This window comes from Streptomyces sp. CG4 (assembly GCF_041080655.1).
GTDB lineage: Bacteria > Actinomycetota > Actinomycetes > Streptomycetales > Streptomycetaceae > Streptomyces.
The window spans coordinates 3729183-3745683 of the sequence record NZ_CP163525.1 but is presented as its reverse complement, the minus strand read 5'-3'; the positions used below and the strand labels follow the sequence as shown (position 1 = coordinate 3745683).

14 protein-coding genes are annotated in these 16501 nt (G+C 71.6%); 6 read left to right on the top strand and 8 right to left on the bottom strand.

Annotated features, from left to right (window positions below; all coding sequences use genetic code 11):
- Window positions 1–132 precede the first annotated feature (132 nt).
- On the top strand, window positions 133–909 hold the full coding sequence (locus tag AB5L52_RS16900; protein ID WP_351021303.1) for a SigE family RNA polymerase sigma factor: 777 nt from the start codon (window positions 133–135) through the stop codon (window positions 907–909).
- 207 nt (window positions 910–1116) lie between these two features.
- Here the strand turns inward: AB5L52_RS16900 and AB5L52_RS16895 are convergent, their stop codons facing one another.
- The gene (locus AB5L52_RS16895) at window positions 1117–1752 is read right to left on the bottom strand and encodes a uridine kinase (protein ID WP_351021301.1); all 636 of its coding nucleotides are present in this window, start codon (window positions 1750–1752) and stop codon (window positions 1117–1119) included.
- Window positions 1753–1878: 126 nt separating this feature from the next.
- On the opposite strand from AB5L52_RS16895, the gene AB5L52_RS16890 reads away from it, so the two are divergent.
- Window positions 1879–2310, top strand: coding sequence for a hypothetical protein (locus AB5L52_RS16890; RefSeq protein WP_369364825.1), 432 nt, complete (start codon window positions 1879–1881; stop codon window positions 2308–2310).
- A gap of 122 nt (window positions 2311–2432) precedes the next feature.
- Here the strand turns inward: AB5L52_RS16890 and AB5L52_RS16885 are convergent, their stop codons facing one another.
- The 3 genes from AB5L52_RS16885 to deoC are packed head-to-tail and all read right to left on the bottom strand — an operon-like array spanning window position 2433 to window position 5732.
- The gene (locus tag AB5L52_RS16885) at window positions 2433–3338 is read right to left on the bottom strand and encodes an aldehyde dehydrogenase (RefSeq protein WP_369364824.1); all 906 of its coding nucleotides are present in this window, start codon (window positions 3336–3338) and stop codon (window positions 2433–2435) included.
- The gene (locus AB5L52_RS16880; RefSeq protein ID WP_351021295.1) at window positions 3331–4767 is read right to left on the bottom strand and encodes an aldehyde dehydrogenase family protein; all 1437 of its coding nucleotides are present in this window, start codon (window positions 4765–4767) and stop codon (window positions 3331–3333) included. The genes AB5L52_RS16885 and AB5L52_RS16880 overlap by 8 nt, the downstream gene beginning before the upstream one ends.
- A 5-nt stretch (window positions 4768–4772) precedes the next feature.
- Complete coding sequence (gene deoC / locus AB5L52_RS16875; protein WP_351021650.1) at window positions 4773–5732, bottom strand: deoxyribose-phosphate aldolase; 960 nt, start codon at window positions 5730–5732, stop codon at window positions 4773–4775.
- Between the two features lie 135 nt (window positions 5733–5867).
- On the opposite strand from deoC, the gene AB5L52_RS16870 reads away from it, so the two are divergent.
- The gene (locus tag AB5L52_RS16870) at window positions 5868–6560 is read left to right on the top strand and encodes a PH domain-containing protein (RefSeq protein WP_369364822.1); all 693 of its coding nucleotides are present in this window, start codon (window positions 5868–5870) and stop codon (window positions 6558–6560) included.
- A 117-nt stretch (window positions 6561–6677) separates the two neighbouring features.
- Here AB5L52_RS16870 and AB5L52_RS16865 read toward each other — a convergent pair whose 3' ends face one another.
- The 3 genes from AB5L52_RS16865 to AB5L52_RS16855 all read right to left on the bottom strand — a co-directional run bounded on the left by AB5L52_RS16865 (window position 6678) and on the right by AB5L52_RS16855 (window position 10590).
- A complete protein-coding gene (locus AB5L52_RS16865) occupies window positions 6678–8324 on the bottom strand; it encodes a phospho-sugar mutase (RefSeq protein ID WP_369364820.1) in 1647 nt (548 codons plus the stop codon).
- Window positions 8325–9215: 891 nt separating this feature from the next.
- Window positions 9216–10040, bottom strand: coding sequence for a purine-nucleoside phosphorylase (locus AB5L52_RS16860; RefSeq protein ID WP_351021290.1), 825 nt, complete (start codon window positions 10038–10040; stop codon window positions 9216–9218).
- Window positions 10041–10152: 112 nt separating this feature from the next.
- On the bottom strand, window positions 10153–10590 hold the full coding sequence (locus AB5L52_RS16855) for a gamma-glutamylcyclotransferase (RefSeq protein ID WP_351021289.1): 438 nt from the start codon (window positions 10588–10590) through the stop codon (window positions 10153–10155).
- Window positions 10591–10694: 104 nt separating this feature from the next.
- On the opposite strand from AB5L52_RS16855, the gene AB5L52_RS16850 reads away from it, so the two are divergent.
- The gene (locus AB5L52_RS16850; protein ID WP_351021287.1) at window positions 10695–12143 is read left to right on the top strand and encodes an NAD(P)H-quinone dehydrogenase; all 1449 of its coding nucleotides are present in this window, start codon (window positions 10695–10697) and stop codon (window positions 12141–12143) included.
- 166 nt (window positions 12144–12309) lie between these two features.
- Window positions 12310–13245 carry a DeoR/GlpR family DNA-binding transcription regulator gene (locus tag AB5L52_RS16845; RefSeq protein WP_369364817.1) on the top strand — a complete coding sequence of 312 codons (936 nt, stop codon included), beginning with the start codon at window positions 12310–12312 and terminating at the stop codon, window positions 13243–13245.
- 191 nt (window positions 13246–13436) lie between these two features.
- On the opposite strand, the gene AB5L52_RS16840 is transcribed toward AB5L52_RS16845, so the two are convergent.
- Complete coding sequence (locus AB5L52_RS16840; protein WP_369364815.1) at window positions 13437–15209, bottom strand: biotin carboxylase N-terminal domain-containing protein; 1773 nt, start codon at window positions 15207–15209, stop codon at window positions 13437–13439.
- A 363-nt stretch (window positions 15210–15572) separates the two neighbouring features.
- Here AB5L52_RS16840 and AB5L52_RS16835 point away from each other — a divergent pair, with 363 nt between their 5' ends.
- Complete coding sequence (locus tag AB5L52_RS16835) at window positions 15573–16130, top strand: hypothetical protein (RefSeq protein ID WP_369364814.1); 558 nt, start codon at window positions 15573–15575, stop codon at window positions 16128–16130.
- The last annotated feature ends 371 nt before the right edge of the window (window positions 16131–16501 follow it).

Sequence of the window (16501 nt, the reverse complement as noted above, 5' to 3'; positions counted from 1 at the left end):
GTGACAGGTCTGTGACAGTCGACGGACACGGCCATGAACTGGCCCCGGCAGTCTTTTGGTCACGGGCAGGGCGGCCCACCGAACCGGCCCGGCAAGACCGAACCACCGCAAGTCCACGACGGGGAGCGCGAGATGAACACGCTGCACAGCATCAGCACCAGCGCCGTAATCACGCGTCTGCACGACGTGCACCGGGGTTCCGAGAAGTCCGGTGCCGATGGGGGTCCCTCCCGCGCGAGCGTGTTCGAGCGTGGGGGAGGGCGGGGGTGCGCTCGCGGCACCGGGCGTCAGCACACCACGTACATGACGGTGGTTGACGGCCACACGGGGGAAACGCACGGGGGAACCGCGTACAGGGAGGACTCGGGGGAGCAGCGCCGCTCCCTGACGGAGGCGGAGTTCACCGCCTACGTCCAGGAGCGCCGCGCCTCCCTGTACGCCACCGCCTACCACCTGACGGGCGACCGCTTCGAGGCCGAGGACCTGCTGCAGAGCGCGCTGTTCTCGACGTACAGGGCGTGGGACCGGATCAGCGACAAGGCGGCGGTCGGCGGATACCTCCGCCGCACCATGACGAACCTGCACATCAGCGCCTGGCGGCGCCGCAAGCTCAACGAGTACCCGACCGAGGAACTGCCGGAGACGCCCTCCGACACGGACGCGATGCGCGGCACCGAGCTGCGCGCGGTCCTGTGGCAGGCGCTGGCCCGGCTGCCCGAGCTCCAGCGCACCATGCTGGTCCTGCGCTACTACGAGGGCCGTACGGACCCGGAGATCGCGGAGATCCTCGACATCAGTGTCGGCACGGTGAAGTCCAGCATCTGGCGGTCGCTCCGCCGGCTGCGCGACGACGAGGTCCTCAGCTTCGGCCGTGACGAGGAGAACGCCTTCGGCGAACTGGTCGCCTGAAGGTCCGGGGTCACTGGGGGGTGACCCGCGGGGGGACACGGGGGAAAACGGGGGCCACCGGGGGGTGGGCCCACGGGGGACGGACGAGGGAGGGGAACGAGGGAGGGGAACGGGGAAACGGGGGAGCACCAGGAGCGGGACTGGAGGGCTGGGGGGCCTGTCCAGTCCCGCTTTGCGTGTCCGCCGCTGCTGCTTCTACGGCGGCTTCTACGCCGCCGTCTGCTGACGTGCCTGACGGCCCGCCGCTGCCGCCGCCAGCCGGCCCAGCGCCTCGTCCCGGCCGCACGGATGCGCGCCCAGGGACACCTGGCGGGCGACGATCGACCGCTCCGTGCGCATCAGCCGCCAGCCGCGGCGCAGCAGGAACGGCACCGACTTGCGGCCCTCCTTCAGGTCGCGCAGGAAGCGGCGGCGGAAGGTGGTGACGGGGCCCCGGGTCAGGCAGAGCGCGTCCGCCAGCATGCCCCGTTCACGGCAGCGCTCGACGATCTCCGCGGCGAAGATGCCCTCCGCGACGAACAGCGGGGTACGGCCGATGTGCAGCTGCTCCTCGCCCGTGCGGGCGCTCAGCGCGATGTCGTACACCGGTATCGGCGTGGAACCGGTGGCGCACAGCCGGGCGATGGCCTCGACCGCCCCGTCCGCGTCCCAGGACTCGGGGTGGTCCCAGTCGATGTCCGCGCTCCCGGCCACCAGGGGCAGCGTCGGGTCGTCGCCCTCCTTGTAGAAGTCGTCGAGGCGCAGCACGGGGAGCCCGGAACGGGCGGCGACGAGTGACTTGCCCGAGCCGGAGGGGCCGCACAGCAGCACGACACGGGCGGGGGACGGGAGATGAAGGCTCACGGAACACCAGTTTGACGCATGGGGGGCCGCCTGCCGACCCCGCGGGTCGGCTTTTGAGCGTGACCCTCACCTCAACTACTCTTCGTGTCGAAGTCGTTACCCAGTGCACAGGTAAGGTGGCCCCAGATGGCACGACACGCGTCCCCCCTCAACCGCACCGCGCAACGCGCCCTGATCGTCCTCGCGACCGCCTCGGCGACGCTGGGCGCGGGGGCGATGACGGCGTCCGCGGACGCGCCTCGCGCCACGGACGCCGCTCCCGCCGCGGAGGCACCCGGGCTGCCCGGCTCGTTCGGGGCGACGGCCGCGCCGGCCCGCACCCCGCTCGGGTCGATGGCCCCGCAGGGCGGCGCCCAGGTGCCGGGGGTGACCGACTACGCCGCCGTTCCCCTCCAGGCGCTGCAGTACACCCCGGTCGCCCACACCCGGGTCCTCCCGGTGGACGAGGGCGACCTCGGCGGCCTGACCGGTCCGCTCGCCCGGACCGGTCCGATCGGTGTCGCCCCGGTGGCGGAGGGGCTCAGCGGCGTGCTGGGCGGCATGGCCGGAATGGAATAGCCGACCGCAGGCGTCGGTGGGCGACCGCAGACGAGAGAGCCGCGCCTTCCCCGGACGGAGGGAAGGCGCGGCTCTCGGTCGTGCGGGCCGCGGTGCGGCCTCGGTGCGGGCTCGGTGTGAACTCAGTACGACGAGCCGGACGCGCCCAGCGAGCCCGTCGGGTGCCACACCGTCTTGGTCTCCAGGAACGCCGTCATCCGCTCGATGCCGGGCGTCTCGAAGTAATCCACAGCCTGTGGACGGAGCACCCGCTTCAGATTGTCGGCCGCCGCGATCTCCAGCTCCTTCGCCAGCGCCTCGTCGGCGCCCGCGAGGTCGATCGCGTTGACGTCCTGGTGCGCGGCCAGCGGGGCCGCGATCTCCGCCGTACGGCCGGACAGGACGTTGACCACGCCGCCGGGGACGTCGGAGGTGGCCAGCACCTCGGCCAGGGAGAGCGCCGGGAGCGGGGACCGCTCGCTCGCGATCACGACCGCCGTGTTGCCGGTGGCGATCACCGGGGCGACGACCGACACCAGGCCCAGGAAGGACGACTCCTGCGGGGCCAGGACGGCGACCACTCCGGTCGGCTCGGGCGAGGAGAGGTTGAAGTACGGGCCCGCGACCGGGTTGGCGCCGCCGGTCACCTGGGCGATCTTGTCGGTCCAGCCTGCGTACCAGACCCAGCGGTCGATGGTCGCGTCCACGACCGCGGCCGCCTTCGGCTTGGTCAGGCCCTCCGCGTCGGCCACTTCGCGCACGAACTGCTCGCGGCGGCCCTCCAGCATCTCCGCGACGCGGTAGAGGATCTGGCCGCGGTTGTACGCCGTCGCCCCGGACCAGCCGCCGAAGGCCTTGCGCGCGGCCACGACCGCGTCACGGGCGTCCTTACGGCTGGACCGCGGTGCGTTGGCCAGCCACTTGCCCTTCGAGTCGGTCACCTCGTACACCCGGCCGCTCTCGGAACGCGGGAACTTCCCGCCGACGTACAGCTTGTAGGTCTTGAAGACCGACAGTCGCGGTTCGGTCTTTTCGGTCTTCTCAGACATCGAGGTACGCCTCCAGGCCGTGGCGGCCGCCCTCGCGGCCGAAGCCCGACTCCTTGTAACCGCCGAACGGCGAGGTCGGATCGAACTTGTTGAACGTGTTGGACCAGACGACACCGGCGCGCAGCTTGTTCGCGACGGCCAGGATCCGCGAGCCCTTCTCGGTCCAGATGCCCGCCGACAGGCCGTACTGCGTGTTGTTCGCCTTGGCGACCGCCTCGTCCGGCGTACGGAAGGTGAGGACCGACAGCACCGGGCCGAAGATCTCGTCGCGGGCGATGGTGTGCGCCTGGGTGACGTTCGTGAACAGCGTCGGGGCGAACCAGTAGCCGGAGCCCGGCAGTTCGCAAGCCGGGGACCAGCGCTCGGCGCCCTCCGCCTCGCCCCGCTCGGCCAGCGCGGTGATCCGGGCCAGCTGCTCGGCGGAGTTGATCGCGCCGATGTCGGTGTTCTTGTCCAGCGGGTCGCCGAGGCGGAGCGTGGACAGGCGGCGCTTGAGGGAGTCCAGCAGCTCGTCCTGGATCGACTCCTGGACCAGCAGCCGGCTGCCCGCGCAGCAGACCTGGCCCTGGTTGAAGAAGATGCCGGTCACGATGCCCTCGACGGCCTGGTCGATCGGGGCGTCGTCGAAGACGATGTTGGCGCCCTTGCCGCCCAGTTCGAGGGTGAGCTTCTTGCGGGTGCCCGCGACGGTCCGCGCGATCTCCTTGCCGACGGCCGTGGAGCCGGTGAAGGCGACCTTGTTGACGTCCGGGTGCGCCACGAGGGCGGCGCCCGCGTCGCCGTAGCCCGGAAGGATGTTGACGACGCCCTTGGGCAGGCCCGCCTGGCGGCAGATGTCCGCGAAGAACAGGGCGGACAGGGGGGTCGTCTCGGCGGGCTTCAGGACGACCGTGTTGCCGGTCGCGAGCGCCGGGGCGATCTTCCAGGCCAGCATGAGGAGCGGGAAGTTCCAGGGGATGACCTGGCCCGCCACGCCCAGCGGACGCGGGTTCGCCCCGAAACCGGCGTGGTCGAGCTTGTCGGCCCAGCCCGCGTAGTAGAAGAAGTGCGCGGCGACCAGCGGGAGGTCCGCGTCGCGGGTCTCCTTGATCGGCTTGCCGTTGTCCAGCGTCTCCAGGACGGCCAGCTCGCGGCTGCGCTCCTGGATGATCCGGGCGATGCGGAACAGGAACTTGGCGCGCTCGGAGCCCGGCAGCGCCGACCACTTCTCGAAGGCCTTGCGGGCGGCCTTGACCGCACGGTCGACGTCCGCCTCGCCGGCCTGGGCGACCTCGGACAGCACTTCTTCCGTGCTGGGGCTGACGGTCTTGAAGACCTTGCCGTCGGCCGCCTCGGCGAACTCGCCGTCGATGAAGAGGCCGTAGGAGGGGGCGATGTCGACGACGGAGCGGGACTCGGGCGCCGGTGCGTATTCGAATACGGAAGCCATGTCGATCAGTCCACCGTCACGTAGTCGGGGCCGGAGTAGCGGCCGGTGGCCAGCTTCTGACGCTGCATCAGCAGGTCGTTCAGGAGCGAGGAGGCGCCGAAGCGGAACCAGTGGTTGTCCAGCCAGTCCGCGCCCGCGGTCTCGTTGACCAGGACCAGGAACTTGACGGCGTCCTTGGAGGTGCGGATGCCGCCGGCCGGCTTCACGCCGACCTGGACGCCGGTCTGGGCGCGGAAGTCCCGCACGGCCTCCAGCATCAGCAGGGTGTTGGCGGGCGTGGCGTTGACCGCCACCTTGCCCGTCGAGGTCTTGATGAAGTCGGCGCCGGCGAGCATGCCGAGCCAGGAGGCGCGGCGGATGTTGTCGTACGTCGACAGCTCGCCGGTCTCGAAGATGACCTTCAGCCGGGCGCGGTCGCCGCAGGCCTGCTTCACGGCGACGATCTCGTCGTACACCTTCAGGTACTTGCCGGCGAGGAACGCGCCCCGGTCGATGACCATGTCGATCTCGTCGGCGCCCGCGGCGACGGCATCGCGCACGTCGGCCAGCTTCACGTCGAGGGCGGCGCGGCCGGCCGGGAAGGCGGTGGCGACGGAGGCGACCTTGACGCCGGAGCCGGCGACGGCCTCCTTGGCGACGGCCACCATGTCGGGGTAGACGCAGACGGCCGCGGTCGTGGGGGCCGTCCGGTCCGTCGGGTCCGGGTGGGCCGCCTTGGCGCCGAGCGCCCGGACCTTGCCCGGGGTGTCCGCGCCTTCCAGCGTCGTCAGGTCGACCATCGAGATGGCGAGGTCGATGGCGTACGCCTTCGCGGTGGTCTTGATGGAACGGGTGCCGAGAGACGCGGCGCGCGCCTCCAGGCCGACCGCGTCGACGCCGGGCAGCCCGTGCAGGAAGCGGCGCAGCGTGCTGTCGGACGCGGTGACGTCCGAGAGAGCGTGAGCTGTGGGTGCGGTAGTGGGCATGGTCACCAGACGAGCATATCTACGCGCGTAGCGGCTGTACACCCCCGGCGCTCATATCCACTCGGAAGATCACAGCTGAGCGCCGGTTCCGGGGCGCATGGCGGCGCCGCCACCGGTGTCGTGCAGACTTGGGCCATGAGCACCCCGGACCACCCGTCCCCCGCGTCACCGCCGCCGGCTCCCGCCGCCAAGGACCGGATCTACCGCTCGCCCATGGCGCTCGTGGGCGGTGTGCTGCTGTTGCTCGTCGTCGGCTGGCTCGGCTTCGACGCGCTGTTCCAGGGCCATGGCCGCACGCCGTGGCTGGCGCTCGCCGGAATGATCCTGATCGTGCCGCTGGTGATCGCCTTCACGCTCCGCCCGGCGGTCTTCGCCGGCGAGGACCGGCTGCGGATCCGTAACCCGTTCCGGGTGATCGGCCTGCCCTGGGGCGAGGTCGCCGGGCTGCGCTCCGGCTACTCCAACGAGGTCGTCGCCAAGTCGGGTCGCAAGTACCAGCTGTGGTCCGTCCCCGTCTCGCTGCGGGCCCGCAAGAAGGCGGAGCTGCACAGGTCGCGGGCGGCGGCGGAGGCGGCACGCGGTGGCGCGGCGTCGAGCCGGGGGCTCGGCGGCCTGGGTGCCTTCGGCGGCTCCGGTGGCTCCGGCGCGGCGGGCGGACCGACCCGCGCGGACACCGACCAGGTCATGGACGAGCTGCGGGAGCTGCTGGAACGGCGCGGCACGGAGGAGACGGCACAGGGCGAGGTCACCGTGCGCTGGGCGTACGAGGTGATCGCACCGGCGGTGGCGGGCGCGGTGCTGCTCGTGATTCTGCTGGCGACCGGCTGAACGGGCGGGCCGACGGCCTCGTCGCGGAGTACGCGGCGTGCGCGGGGTGTACGCGGCGGAAGAAAGGGGTGCCCCGGGCTGGGGGCACCCCTTTGACGTGTTCGACGTGTGTACGGCTCAGAGGCCCGCGGCCGTCGACAGGTCGCGCTTCAGCGCGGTCAGCAGCTTCGCCGCGTGCGCGTGGGCGGCCGGCAGGCCGGCGTGCGCGGCGACCGGTACGACGACCTCCAGGTAGCACTTCAGCTTCGGCTCGGTGCCGCTCGGGCGGACGATCACCCGGGCCCCGTCGAGGGTGTAGCGCAGGCCGTCCGTGGGCGGCAGCCTGTCCGTGCCCCGGGTGAGGTCCTCGGCCCGGGTGATGGCCAGGCCCGCCAGCTCGGTCGGCGGCTGCTCGCGCAGGCGGCGCATCGCGTCCGCGATGACGGACAGGTCCTCGACGCGCACCGAGAGCTGGTCGGTGGCGTGCAGGCCGTGCTGTACGGCGAGGTCGTCGAGGAGGTCCAGGAGGGTACGGCCCTCCTCCTTGAGCACGGAGGCCAGCTCGGTGATCAGCAGCGCGGCCGTGATGCCGTCCTTGTCGCGCACGCCCTCGGGGTCCACGCAGTAGCCGAGGGCCTCCTCGTAGCCGTAGCGCAGGCCCTCCACGCGGGCGATCCACTTGAAGCCGGTCAGCGTCTCCTCGTACGGCAGACCCGCCTTCTCGGCGATGCGGCTGAGCAGGGAGGAAGAGACGATCGACTCGGCGAACACACCGGTCGCGCCCCGGCGGACCAGGTGGGCGCCGAGCAGCGCGCCGACCTCGTCGCCGCGCAGCATCCGCCAGTCGGCGCCGTCCTTGACGGCCACCGCGCAGCGGTCGGCGTCGGGGTCGTTGGCGATGATCAGGTCCGGGTCGGTGGCGCGGGCCTGCGCGAACGCCAGGTCCATCGCGCCCGGCTCCTCCGGGTTGGGGAAGGCGACCGTCGGGAAGTCCGGGTCCGGGTCGGCCTGTTCGGCGACCAGTACCGGCTCGGGGAAGCCGGCGCGGGCGAAGGCGGAGAGGAAGACGTCCTTGCCGACGCCGTGCATCGCCGTGTAGACGGTGCGGGCGGTGCGGGGGGAATCAGGGGCCAGTACGGCGTCCGTACGGGCCAGGTACGCCTCCAGCACGGAGTCGTCCAGGATCTCCCAGCCGGCGTCCGGGCGGGGTACGTCGTGCAGGGAGGCGATCGCGTCGATCTCGGCGGCGATCTCCGCGTCGGCGGGCGGCACGATCTGGGAGCCGTCGCCGAGGTAGACCTTGTAGCCGTTGTCCCGGGGCGGGTTGTGGCTGGCAGTGACCTCGACACCCGCGACCGCGCCGAGGTGCCGTATGGCGAACGCGAGGACGGGGGTGGGCAGGGGGCGGGGGAGTACGGCGGCCCGCAGACCGGCGCCGGTCATCACGGCGGCGGTGTCCCGGGCGAAGTCGGCGGACTTGTGGCGGGCGTCGTAGCCGATGACGACGAGGCCGGCTCGTCCTTCCCTCTGGGAGGGCTCGTTCTTCTTCAGGTACGCGGCGAGGCCGGCGGCGGCGCGGATGACCACGCTGCGGTTCATGCGCATCGGGCCGGCGCCCAGCTCGCCGCGCAGGCCGGCGGTGCCGAACTGGAGCGTGCCGCTGAAGCGGGCCGACAGTTCCGTGACGTCCCCGGCGTCGATCAGCTCGGCGAGTTCGTCACGGGTCTCCGTGTCGGGGTCCTCGGCGAGCCACGCCTTGGCCCGGGCGATGAGATCGTCGTGCACCTTGGGATCAACCTCTCCTAGTCTCCGCTGGGGGCTCCGCCCCCAGACCCCCGCTCGGCCCACCCGCCCACCCGACTCGGTCGGCTGGAAAGCGGGCGGGCAGGATCGCACTACCGCCACCGCGGCGCGCACCGTCGGCTTGCGCCACCGCGGCGTCCGCCTCGGCCGTGTGTGACCTTGGCGTCCGCCTTGGCCGTGTGTGACCGTGGCTTCTGCCTCGGCCATGTGTGACCGCAGCGTTTGCTACTGCCCTACTGCCCTACTGCCCTTCGGCATCGCAGCGTCCGCGACCGCCTCTCGCCATCGCAGCATCCGCGACTGCCCTGCGCTACCCACAGTGTCCGCGAGCGCCGTGGCTACCCGCAGCGTCTGCCTGAGCCGTGGCGACCGCAGTGTCCGCCTCGGCCGTGTGTGACCGTGGCGTCCGCCTTGGCCATGTGTGACCGCAGCGTTTGCTACTGCCCTACTGCCCTACTGCCCTTCGGCATCGCAGCGTCCGCGACCGCCTTTTGCCATCGCAGCCTCCGCGACCGCCCCGCGCCACCGCAGCGTCCGCGACTGCCCCGGGCTACCCGCAGCGTCCGCCATGGCCACGTGTGACCACATCATCCGCGACCGCCCACCGCCGCCGCGGTTGCAGCAGGGCGACCGCCCACCGCCACCGCAGTGCAGCCAGTACAACTGCCCTGCGTCACCACAGTGCAGCAGTAATAACCGCCCTGCGCCACGCAGCGCAGCAGTACAGCCGCCCCGGGCCACGCAGTACAGCCGCCCCGCGCCCCGCAGTGCAGCCGCCCCGCGCCCCGCAGTGCAGTCATCCCGCGCCCCGCAGTACAGCGGCGCAGCAGCACAACCGCCCACGCCCCGCAGCGCAGCGACACCACGGCCCTCTTACAGCTTGCCCAGAACCTGCGTCAGCAGCTCGCCCATTCGTGCGGCGGAGTCGCGGCCCGCCTGGAGGACCTCCTCGTGGTTGAGGGGCTCGCCGGTCATGCCGGCCGCGAGGTTGGTGACCAGGGAGATGCCCAGCACCTCGGCGCCCGCCTCACGCGCGGCGATGGCCTCCAGGACCGTGGACATGCCGACCAGGTCCGCGCCGATGACGCGGGCCATGCGGATCTCGGCCGGGGTCTCGTAGTGCGGGCCGGGGAACTGTGCGTAGACGCCCTCCTCCAGGGTGGGGTCGACCTCCTTGCACAGGGCGCGCAGACGGGGGGAGTAGAGGTCCGTCAGGTCGACGAAGTTCGCGCCGACGATCGGGGAGGTGGCCGTCAGGTTGATGTGGTCGCTGATGAGGACCGGCTGGCCGGGGCGCATGCCCTCGCGCAGGCCGCCGCAGCCGTTGGTGAGGACCACGGTCTTGCAGCCGGCGGCCACGGCGGTGCGCACGCCGTGGGCGACGGCGGCGACGCCACGGCCCTCGTAGTAGTGGGTGCGGCCCAGGAAGACCAGGGCGCGCTTCTCACCGAAGGAGTACGAGCGGATCTTGCCGCCGTGCCCCTGGACGGCCGGCGGCGGGAAGCCGGGCAGCTCGGTGACCTGGAACTCGGCGTCGGGTGCGCCCAGGGCGTCGACGGCCGGAGCCCAGCCGGAGCCCATCACGAGGGCGACGTCGTGGGTCTCGGCGCCGGTGAGTTCGCGCAGGCGCGCGGCGGCGGCGTCGGCGGCGGCGTAGGGGTCGCCCTGGATGTCGTCCGGAAGAAGAGATGCGTTCACGCCGACGAGAGTAGCTCGTCTTCGCCTACGCGCGTAGATGACAGAGCCCACGGGATGGCGATCGTTGTCTTGTCGTTTCCAACGAAAGAGCCCGCTTGATCGGCGCGGCGCGTCAGCAGGGGCGCTTGCGGAGTTCCATCACATAGTCGTGGGGCGCCCCGGCGGACTCCGCCGCGTCGGCGATCTCGCCCAGATAGCGCGCCGAGGGCAGACCGCCCTCGTAGCCGTTGAGGACGTACGTCCACGCCGCTTCCTCGCCGTCCAGGGTGTGCACGCGCACGCGGACCCGGCGGTAGAGGTCGTCGCCCACGCCCTCCCACCGGTCGAGGGACTCCTCGTCCAGCGGTGCGATGTCGTACAGCCCGACGAAGACCTGGGCGAGCGGGTCCTCGACGATCGTCGCCAGCGCGCCCTCCCCGGCCGGCTGCTGGCCGCCGAACGTCAGCCGCCAGCCGTTCAGCCAGCCCGTGGCACGCAGCGGGGAGTGCGGCGCGCGGAAGGCCATCAGGCGCGCGTCGAGATTGCCGGCGTACGCGGCATAGAGCGACATGGAGAGAGGGTACGGCAGGGATAGTAGGGAAAGTCCCGTCACTCGTGCCCCGGCAGACACTCTTGTGCGCCCCCGGGCAGTAGCACCTTGAAGCGTGCGGGACAATGGGGTACGTGACTCGGATCGTGATCATCGGTGGCGGACCCGGCGGATATGAAGCGGCCCTGGTAGCCGCACAGCTCGGTGCGGAGGTGACCGTCGTCGACTGCGACGGTCTGGGCGGAGCGTCGGTGCTGACCGACTGCGTGCCGTCGAAGACCCTGATCGCCACGGCCGAGGTGATGACCACCTTCGATTCGTCGTACGAAGAGCTGGGGATCATCGTCGCCGACGACACGCCGCCGCTGGAGCAGGCCGCCCGGGTGGTCGGCGTGGACCTGGGGAAGGTCAACCGCCGGGTGAAGCGGCTGGCGCTCGCGCAGTCGCACGACATCACCGCCTCCGTCACACGCGCCGGCGCCCGGGTCATGCGCGGGCGCGGCCGCCTGGAGGGCATGCAGGCCCTCGACGGGTCCCGCAAGGTCGTCGTCACCGCCGCCGACGGCGCCGAGGAGACCCTCACCGCCGACGCCGTCCTCATCGCCACCGGTGGTCACCCGCGTGAGCTGCCCGACGCCCAGCCCGACGGCGAGCGCATCCTCAACTGGACCCAGGTCTACGACCTCACCGAGCTGCCGGAAGAGCTGATCGTGGTCGGCTCCGGTGTGACCGGTGCCGAGTTCGCCGGCGCCTATCAGGCGCTGGGGGCCAAGGTCACGCTGGTGTCGTCGCGCGACCGGGTGCTGCCCGGCGAGGACCCGGATGCCGCCGCCGTCCTGGAGGACGTCTTCCGGCGCCGCGGCATGAACGTCATGGCCCGCTCCCGCGCGCAGTCCGCCAAGCGCGTCGGCGACCGGGTCGAGGTGACGCTGGCCGACGGCCGGGTCATCACCGGCTCGCACTGTCTGATGGCCGTCGGCGCCATCCCGAACAGCGCGGGGCTCGGCCTGGAGGAGGCCGGCGTCAAGCTGCGCGACTCGGGTCACATCTGGACCGACAAGGTCTCGCGTACGACCGCCCCGGGCGTGTACGCGGCCGGTGACGTGACGGGCATCTTCGCGCTCGCCTCCGTCGCCGCCATGCAGGGACGTATCGCCATGTACCACTTCCTCGGCGACGCGGTCACCCCGCTGAACCTGAAGACCGTGTCCTCCAACGTCTTCACCGACCCTGAGATCGCGACGGTCGGCTACACCCAGGCCGACGTCGACGCGGGCAAGATCGACGCCCGGGTCGTGAAGCTGCCGCTGCTGCGCAACCCGCGCGCCAAGATGCAGGGCATCCGGGACGGCTTCGTCAAGATCTTCTGCCGGCCGGGTACGGGCATCGTCGTCGGCGGTGTGGTCGTCGCGCCCCGCGCCTCGGAACTGATCCACCCCATCTCGATCGCCGTCGACAACAATCTGACGGTCGAGCAGATCGCGAACGCGTTCACGGTGTACCCCTCCCTTTCGGGGTCGATCGCGGAGGTGGCCCGGCAGCTGCACACCCGCAAGACGAGCGCGGAGGCCTGACGGCCGGATCCGACTTCCCGCTGGTCACGGGGAGTTGCCGCGCGTGCGTACGGCATAGTCGGGGCGGATCGGTCCTATACCACTTCCCGCCCCGCCATGCGAACAACTTCTGTTATTCGGCGCAAACTGCTGAAAGCAGACGGTCGCTGGGGTTACTGTCAGTTTCGTGTTCGCTGCTGAACGTCGCCAATTGATCCTCGAAATGGTGCGAGCGAACGGTGCCGTGTCGCTCCGTGAACTCGCCCGCGTCGTCCAGACCTCCGAAGTGACCGTACGGCGGGACGTGCGGGCACTGGAGGCAGAAGGACTCCTCGACCGCCGGCACGGCGGTGCCGTACTACCGGGTGGATTCACCCGCGAGTCGGGCTTCCCGCAGAAGTCCCATCTCGCGACCGCCGAGAAGACGGCCATCGCCGATCTCGCCGCGGGTCTCGTCGAAGAGGGCGAGGCCATTGTGGTCGGCGCGGGTACCACCACACAGGAGCTGGCCCGCCGGCTCGCGCGGGTGCCCGGCCTGACCGTCGTCACCAACTCCCTCCTGGTCGCCCAGGCGTTGGCCCATGCCAACCGGGTGGAGGTCGTGATGACCGGAGGCACCCTGCGCGGCTCCAACTACGCCCTCGTCGGCTCCGGCGCGGAGCAGTCCCTGCAGGGGCTGAGAGTGTCGAAGGCGTTCCTCTCGGGGAGCGGCCTGACCGCGGAGCGGGGTCTGTCCACGTCCAACATGCTCTCGGCGTCCGTCGACCGGGCCCTCGTCCAGGCCGCCGCCGAGGTCGTCGTCCTCGCCGACCACACCAAGCTCGGCACGGACACGATGTTCCAGACCGTGCCGACGGACGTCATCACCCGCCTGGTCACCGACGAGCCCCCGCCGCACGACGACCGCGCCGGAACCGAGTTGCAGGCCCTCGCCGACCAGGGGGTGCAGATCGCCGTGGCCGGGGCGAGCGGGGCCCCTCCGGGGGGTGAGCAGGCCCCGGCGCGGCGTGCGTCCCTGCCGGGGCCCAGGCGGGGTGCCCCGGGAAGTGGGCTGCGTGGAGTGCTCGGGGATCAGCCGACGGGGGCTGAGCGGGGGCGCGTCGCTGATCTGCGGCGCCGGTAGCTGTCGGGCTCGGCCGACTCTCGGTGCCCAATCGCCGTAGGACTCCGGGTTGTTGGGCGGGTGCGGGTTCGCCGTGGCTTGTCGCGCAGTTCCCCGCGCCCCTGGGTCGGCTGCCCCTCGCGTACTCGAAAAAGTGACGCCCGGTGGACCGAAAGCGGTCGGTCCACCGGGCGTCACTGTGAAGCGTGCCGTCAGTCCTTGATCTCGCAGATCGCCGCGCCCGAGGTGATGGAGGCGCCGACCTCCGCGCTCAGCCCCTTGATGGTGCCCGCCTTGTGGGCGTTGAGGGGCTGTTCCATCTTCATGGCCTCCAGGACGACGACCAGGTCGCCCTCCTTGACCTCCTGACCCTCCTCGACGGCCACCTTGACGATGGTGCCCTGCATCGGTGAGGCGAGGGTGTCGCCGGAGGCCACAGGCCCGGACTTCTTGGCCGCGCGGCGCTTCGGCTTCGCGCCCGCGGCGAGGCCGGTGCGGGCCAGGGACATGCCGAGGGAGGCCGGCAGGGAGACCTCGAGGCGCTTGCCGCCGACCTCGACGACGACCGTCTCGCGGCTCGTGTCCTCCTCCGCCTCCGTGTCGGCGGGGGTGGCGAAGGGCTTGATCTCGTTGACGAACTCGGTCTCGATCCAGCGCGTGTGGACCGTGAACGAGGCCTCGCTGCCGGTGAGTTCCGGGGCGAACGCCGGGTCCTTCACGACCGCGCGGTGGAACGGGATCGCGGTGGCCATGCCCTCGACCCGGAACTCGTCCAGGGCGCGCGCGGCCCGCTGCAGGGCCTCCTTGCGGGTACGGCCCGTCACGATCAGCTTGGCCAGGAGGGAGTCCCAGGCCGGGCCGATGACCGAGCCGGACTCCACGCCCGCGTCCAGCCGGACACCGGGGCCGGACGGCGCGTGGAACGTGGTGACGGTGCCCGGGGCGGGCAGGAAGTTGCGGCCCGGGTCCTCGCCGTTGATGCGGAACTCGAAGGAGTGGCCGCGCAACTGCGGGTCGTCGTAGCCCAGTTCCTCGCCGTCGGCGATGCGGAACATCTCGCGGACCAGGTCGATGCCGGAGATCTCCTCCGTCACTGGGTGCTCCACCTGGAGGCGGGTGTTGACCTCAAGGAAGGAGATCGTGCCGTCCTGGCCGACCAGGAACTCGCAGGTGCCCGCGCCCTCGTAGCCGGCCTCCTTCAGGATGGCCTTCGAGGCGTGGTACAGCTCGGCGACCTGCTCGTCGGAGAGGAACGGCGCAGGGGCCTCCTCGACCAGCTTCTGGTGCCGGCGCTGCAGGGAGCAGTCACGCGTCGACACGACGACCACGTTGCCGTGCTTGTCCGCCAGGCACTGGGTCTCCACGTGCCGCGGACGGTCCAGGTAGCGCTCCACGAAGCACTCGCCGCGGCCGAAGGCGGCGACCGCCTCGCGGACCGCCGACTCGTACAGCTCCGGGACCTCTTCGAGGGTGCGGGCGACCTTCAGACCGCGGCCGCCGCCACCGAAGGCGGCCTTGATCGCGATGGGCAGGCCGTGCTCCTCGGCGAAGGCCACGACCTCCTCCGCGCCGGAGACCGGGTCGGGGGTGCCGGCCACCAGCGGGGCGCCGGCGCGCTGGGCGATGTGGCGGGCGGCGACCTTGTCACCCAGGTCGCGGATCGCCTGCGGCGGGGGGCCGATCCAGATCAGACCGGCGTCCAGGACCGCCTGCGCGAAGTCGGCGTTCTCCGAGAGGAAGCCGTAACCCGGATGGACGGCGTCCGCGCCGGACTCGCGCGCCGCGTTCAGGACCTTCTCGATGTCCAGGTAGCTGGTGGCCGGGGTGTCACCGCCCAGGGCGAACGCCTCATCCGCGGCGCGGACATGCAGAGCGTCCCGGTCCGGGTCCGCGTAGACGGCCACGCTCGCGATCCCTGCGTCCCGGCAGGCCCGGGCCACGCGGACAGCGATTTCGCCACGGTTGGCGATGAGCACCTTGCGCACGATTGAGGCTCCCTCCTTGAAACAAGCCGAGTTTAGGGACTGCCGACACGGCACTTCGACCCGTCCCCAATGGTGAGCTTGCCCACACGGAGCGTGATTCGAGGCTCGCTCGACCCGCGAAAAGCCTTGTCGCACCTCGGTACGCAGCTCTCCTCCCGGAAACCCTAGCCCCGTCGTGTGGTCAAGGTCTCTGTGAGGGCGTGCTGCGGCCCACTCTGTTTCTTTGTCGAGTCCCTACGAATGGCCCAATGATTCTTTGCTGCCGCACGAACCCTTGTCCCGGGGTTTACCCGTTAGTAGCGTTCGTGATGTCCCGTACGTACCTGGGGTAACAGGCGCTGGCTTGAGAGTGGGTGGGGACCGGTGGTGCGCAGACCGGTGGCGTGGGTCGTCGCGATCGTCCTCCTGGCGGAGGCCTTCTTCATCGCGGCGCTGAACTGGTTCCTCGGCGTGGTCGTCGACCGTCAGGACATGTCCCTGGCCGGCCTCGACCCGTCCGTGATGGCGACGTCCTCGAAGATCGGCGGCGTCGTCTTCGGCCTCTACTTCGCGCTGTGCGCGCTGGTGGCCGTCCTGGTCGCGATACGGAACCGCGCGCCCGCCGGATTCGGCCGCGTCCTGCTGATCAGCGTGGCCGTCGTGCACGGCCTGCTCGGCGCGTTCGCCTGGAGCATGGTCGGCTGGACGGCGTTCCTGTTCCTGATGGTGGTGCTCGGTCTCGTCGTCCTGCTCCTGATGACGTACGACCATGAGGGCGGACCCCAGCCGGGTGCCTCCGGCGGCGGGGCGGGGGAGGGCGGCGCCCCGGACACCTTGACCGGGCCCGGGGCGGCCACGGCACCGGGCGCGGGCCCGGGTGCGGGCTCGGGTGCGGCTTCGAGTGAGGGCCCGGGTGCGGGCCTGGGGGCGGCCTTCGGGTGAGGCCCCGGGCGTGGCTTCGGGTGAGATGCCGGGTGCGGGCCCGGGTGCGACACCGGGTGTGGCCCCGGGTGAGGGCCTGGGGGCGGCTTCGGGTGTGGGCCTGGGGGCGGCTTTGGGTGAGGCCTCGGGTGCGGCTTCGGGTGGGATGCTGGGTGCGGGCTTGGGGACGGTGGCCCCGGGTGAGGGCCGGGGGACGGCTCCGGGTGCGGGCCTGGGTGCGGCTTCGGGTGTGGGCCCGGGTGCGGGCCTGCGGACGGCTTTGGGTGAGGCCTCGGGTGCGGCTTCAGGTGGGATGCCGGGTGCGGGCCTGGGGACGGTTTCGGGCGTGGCCCCGGGTGCGGGCCTGGGGACGGCTTCGGGTGCGGCTTCGG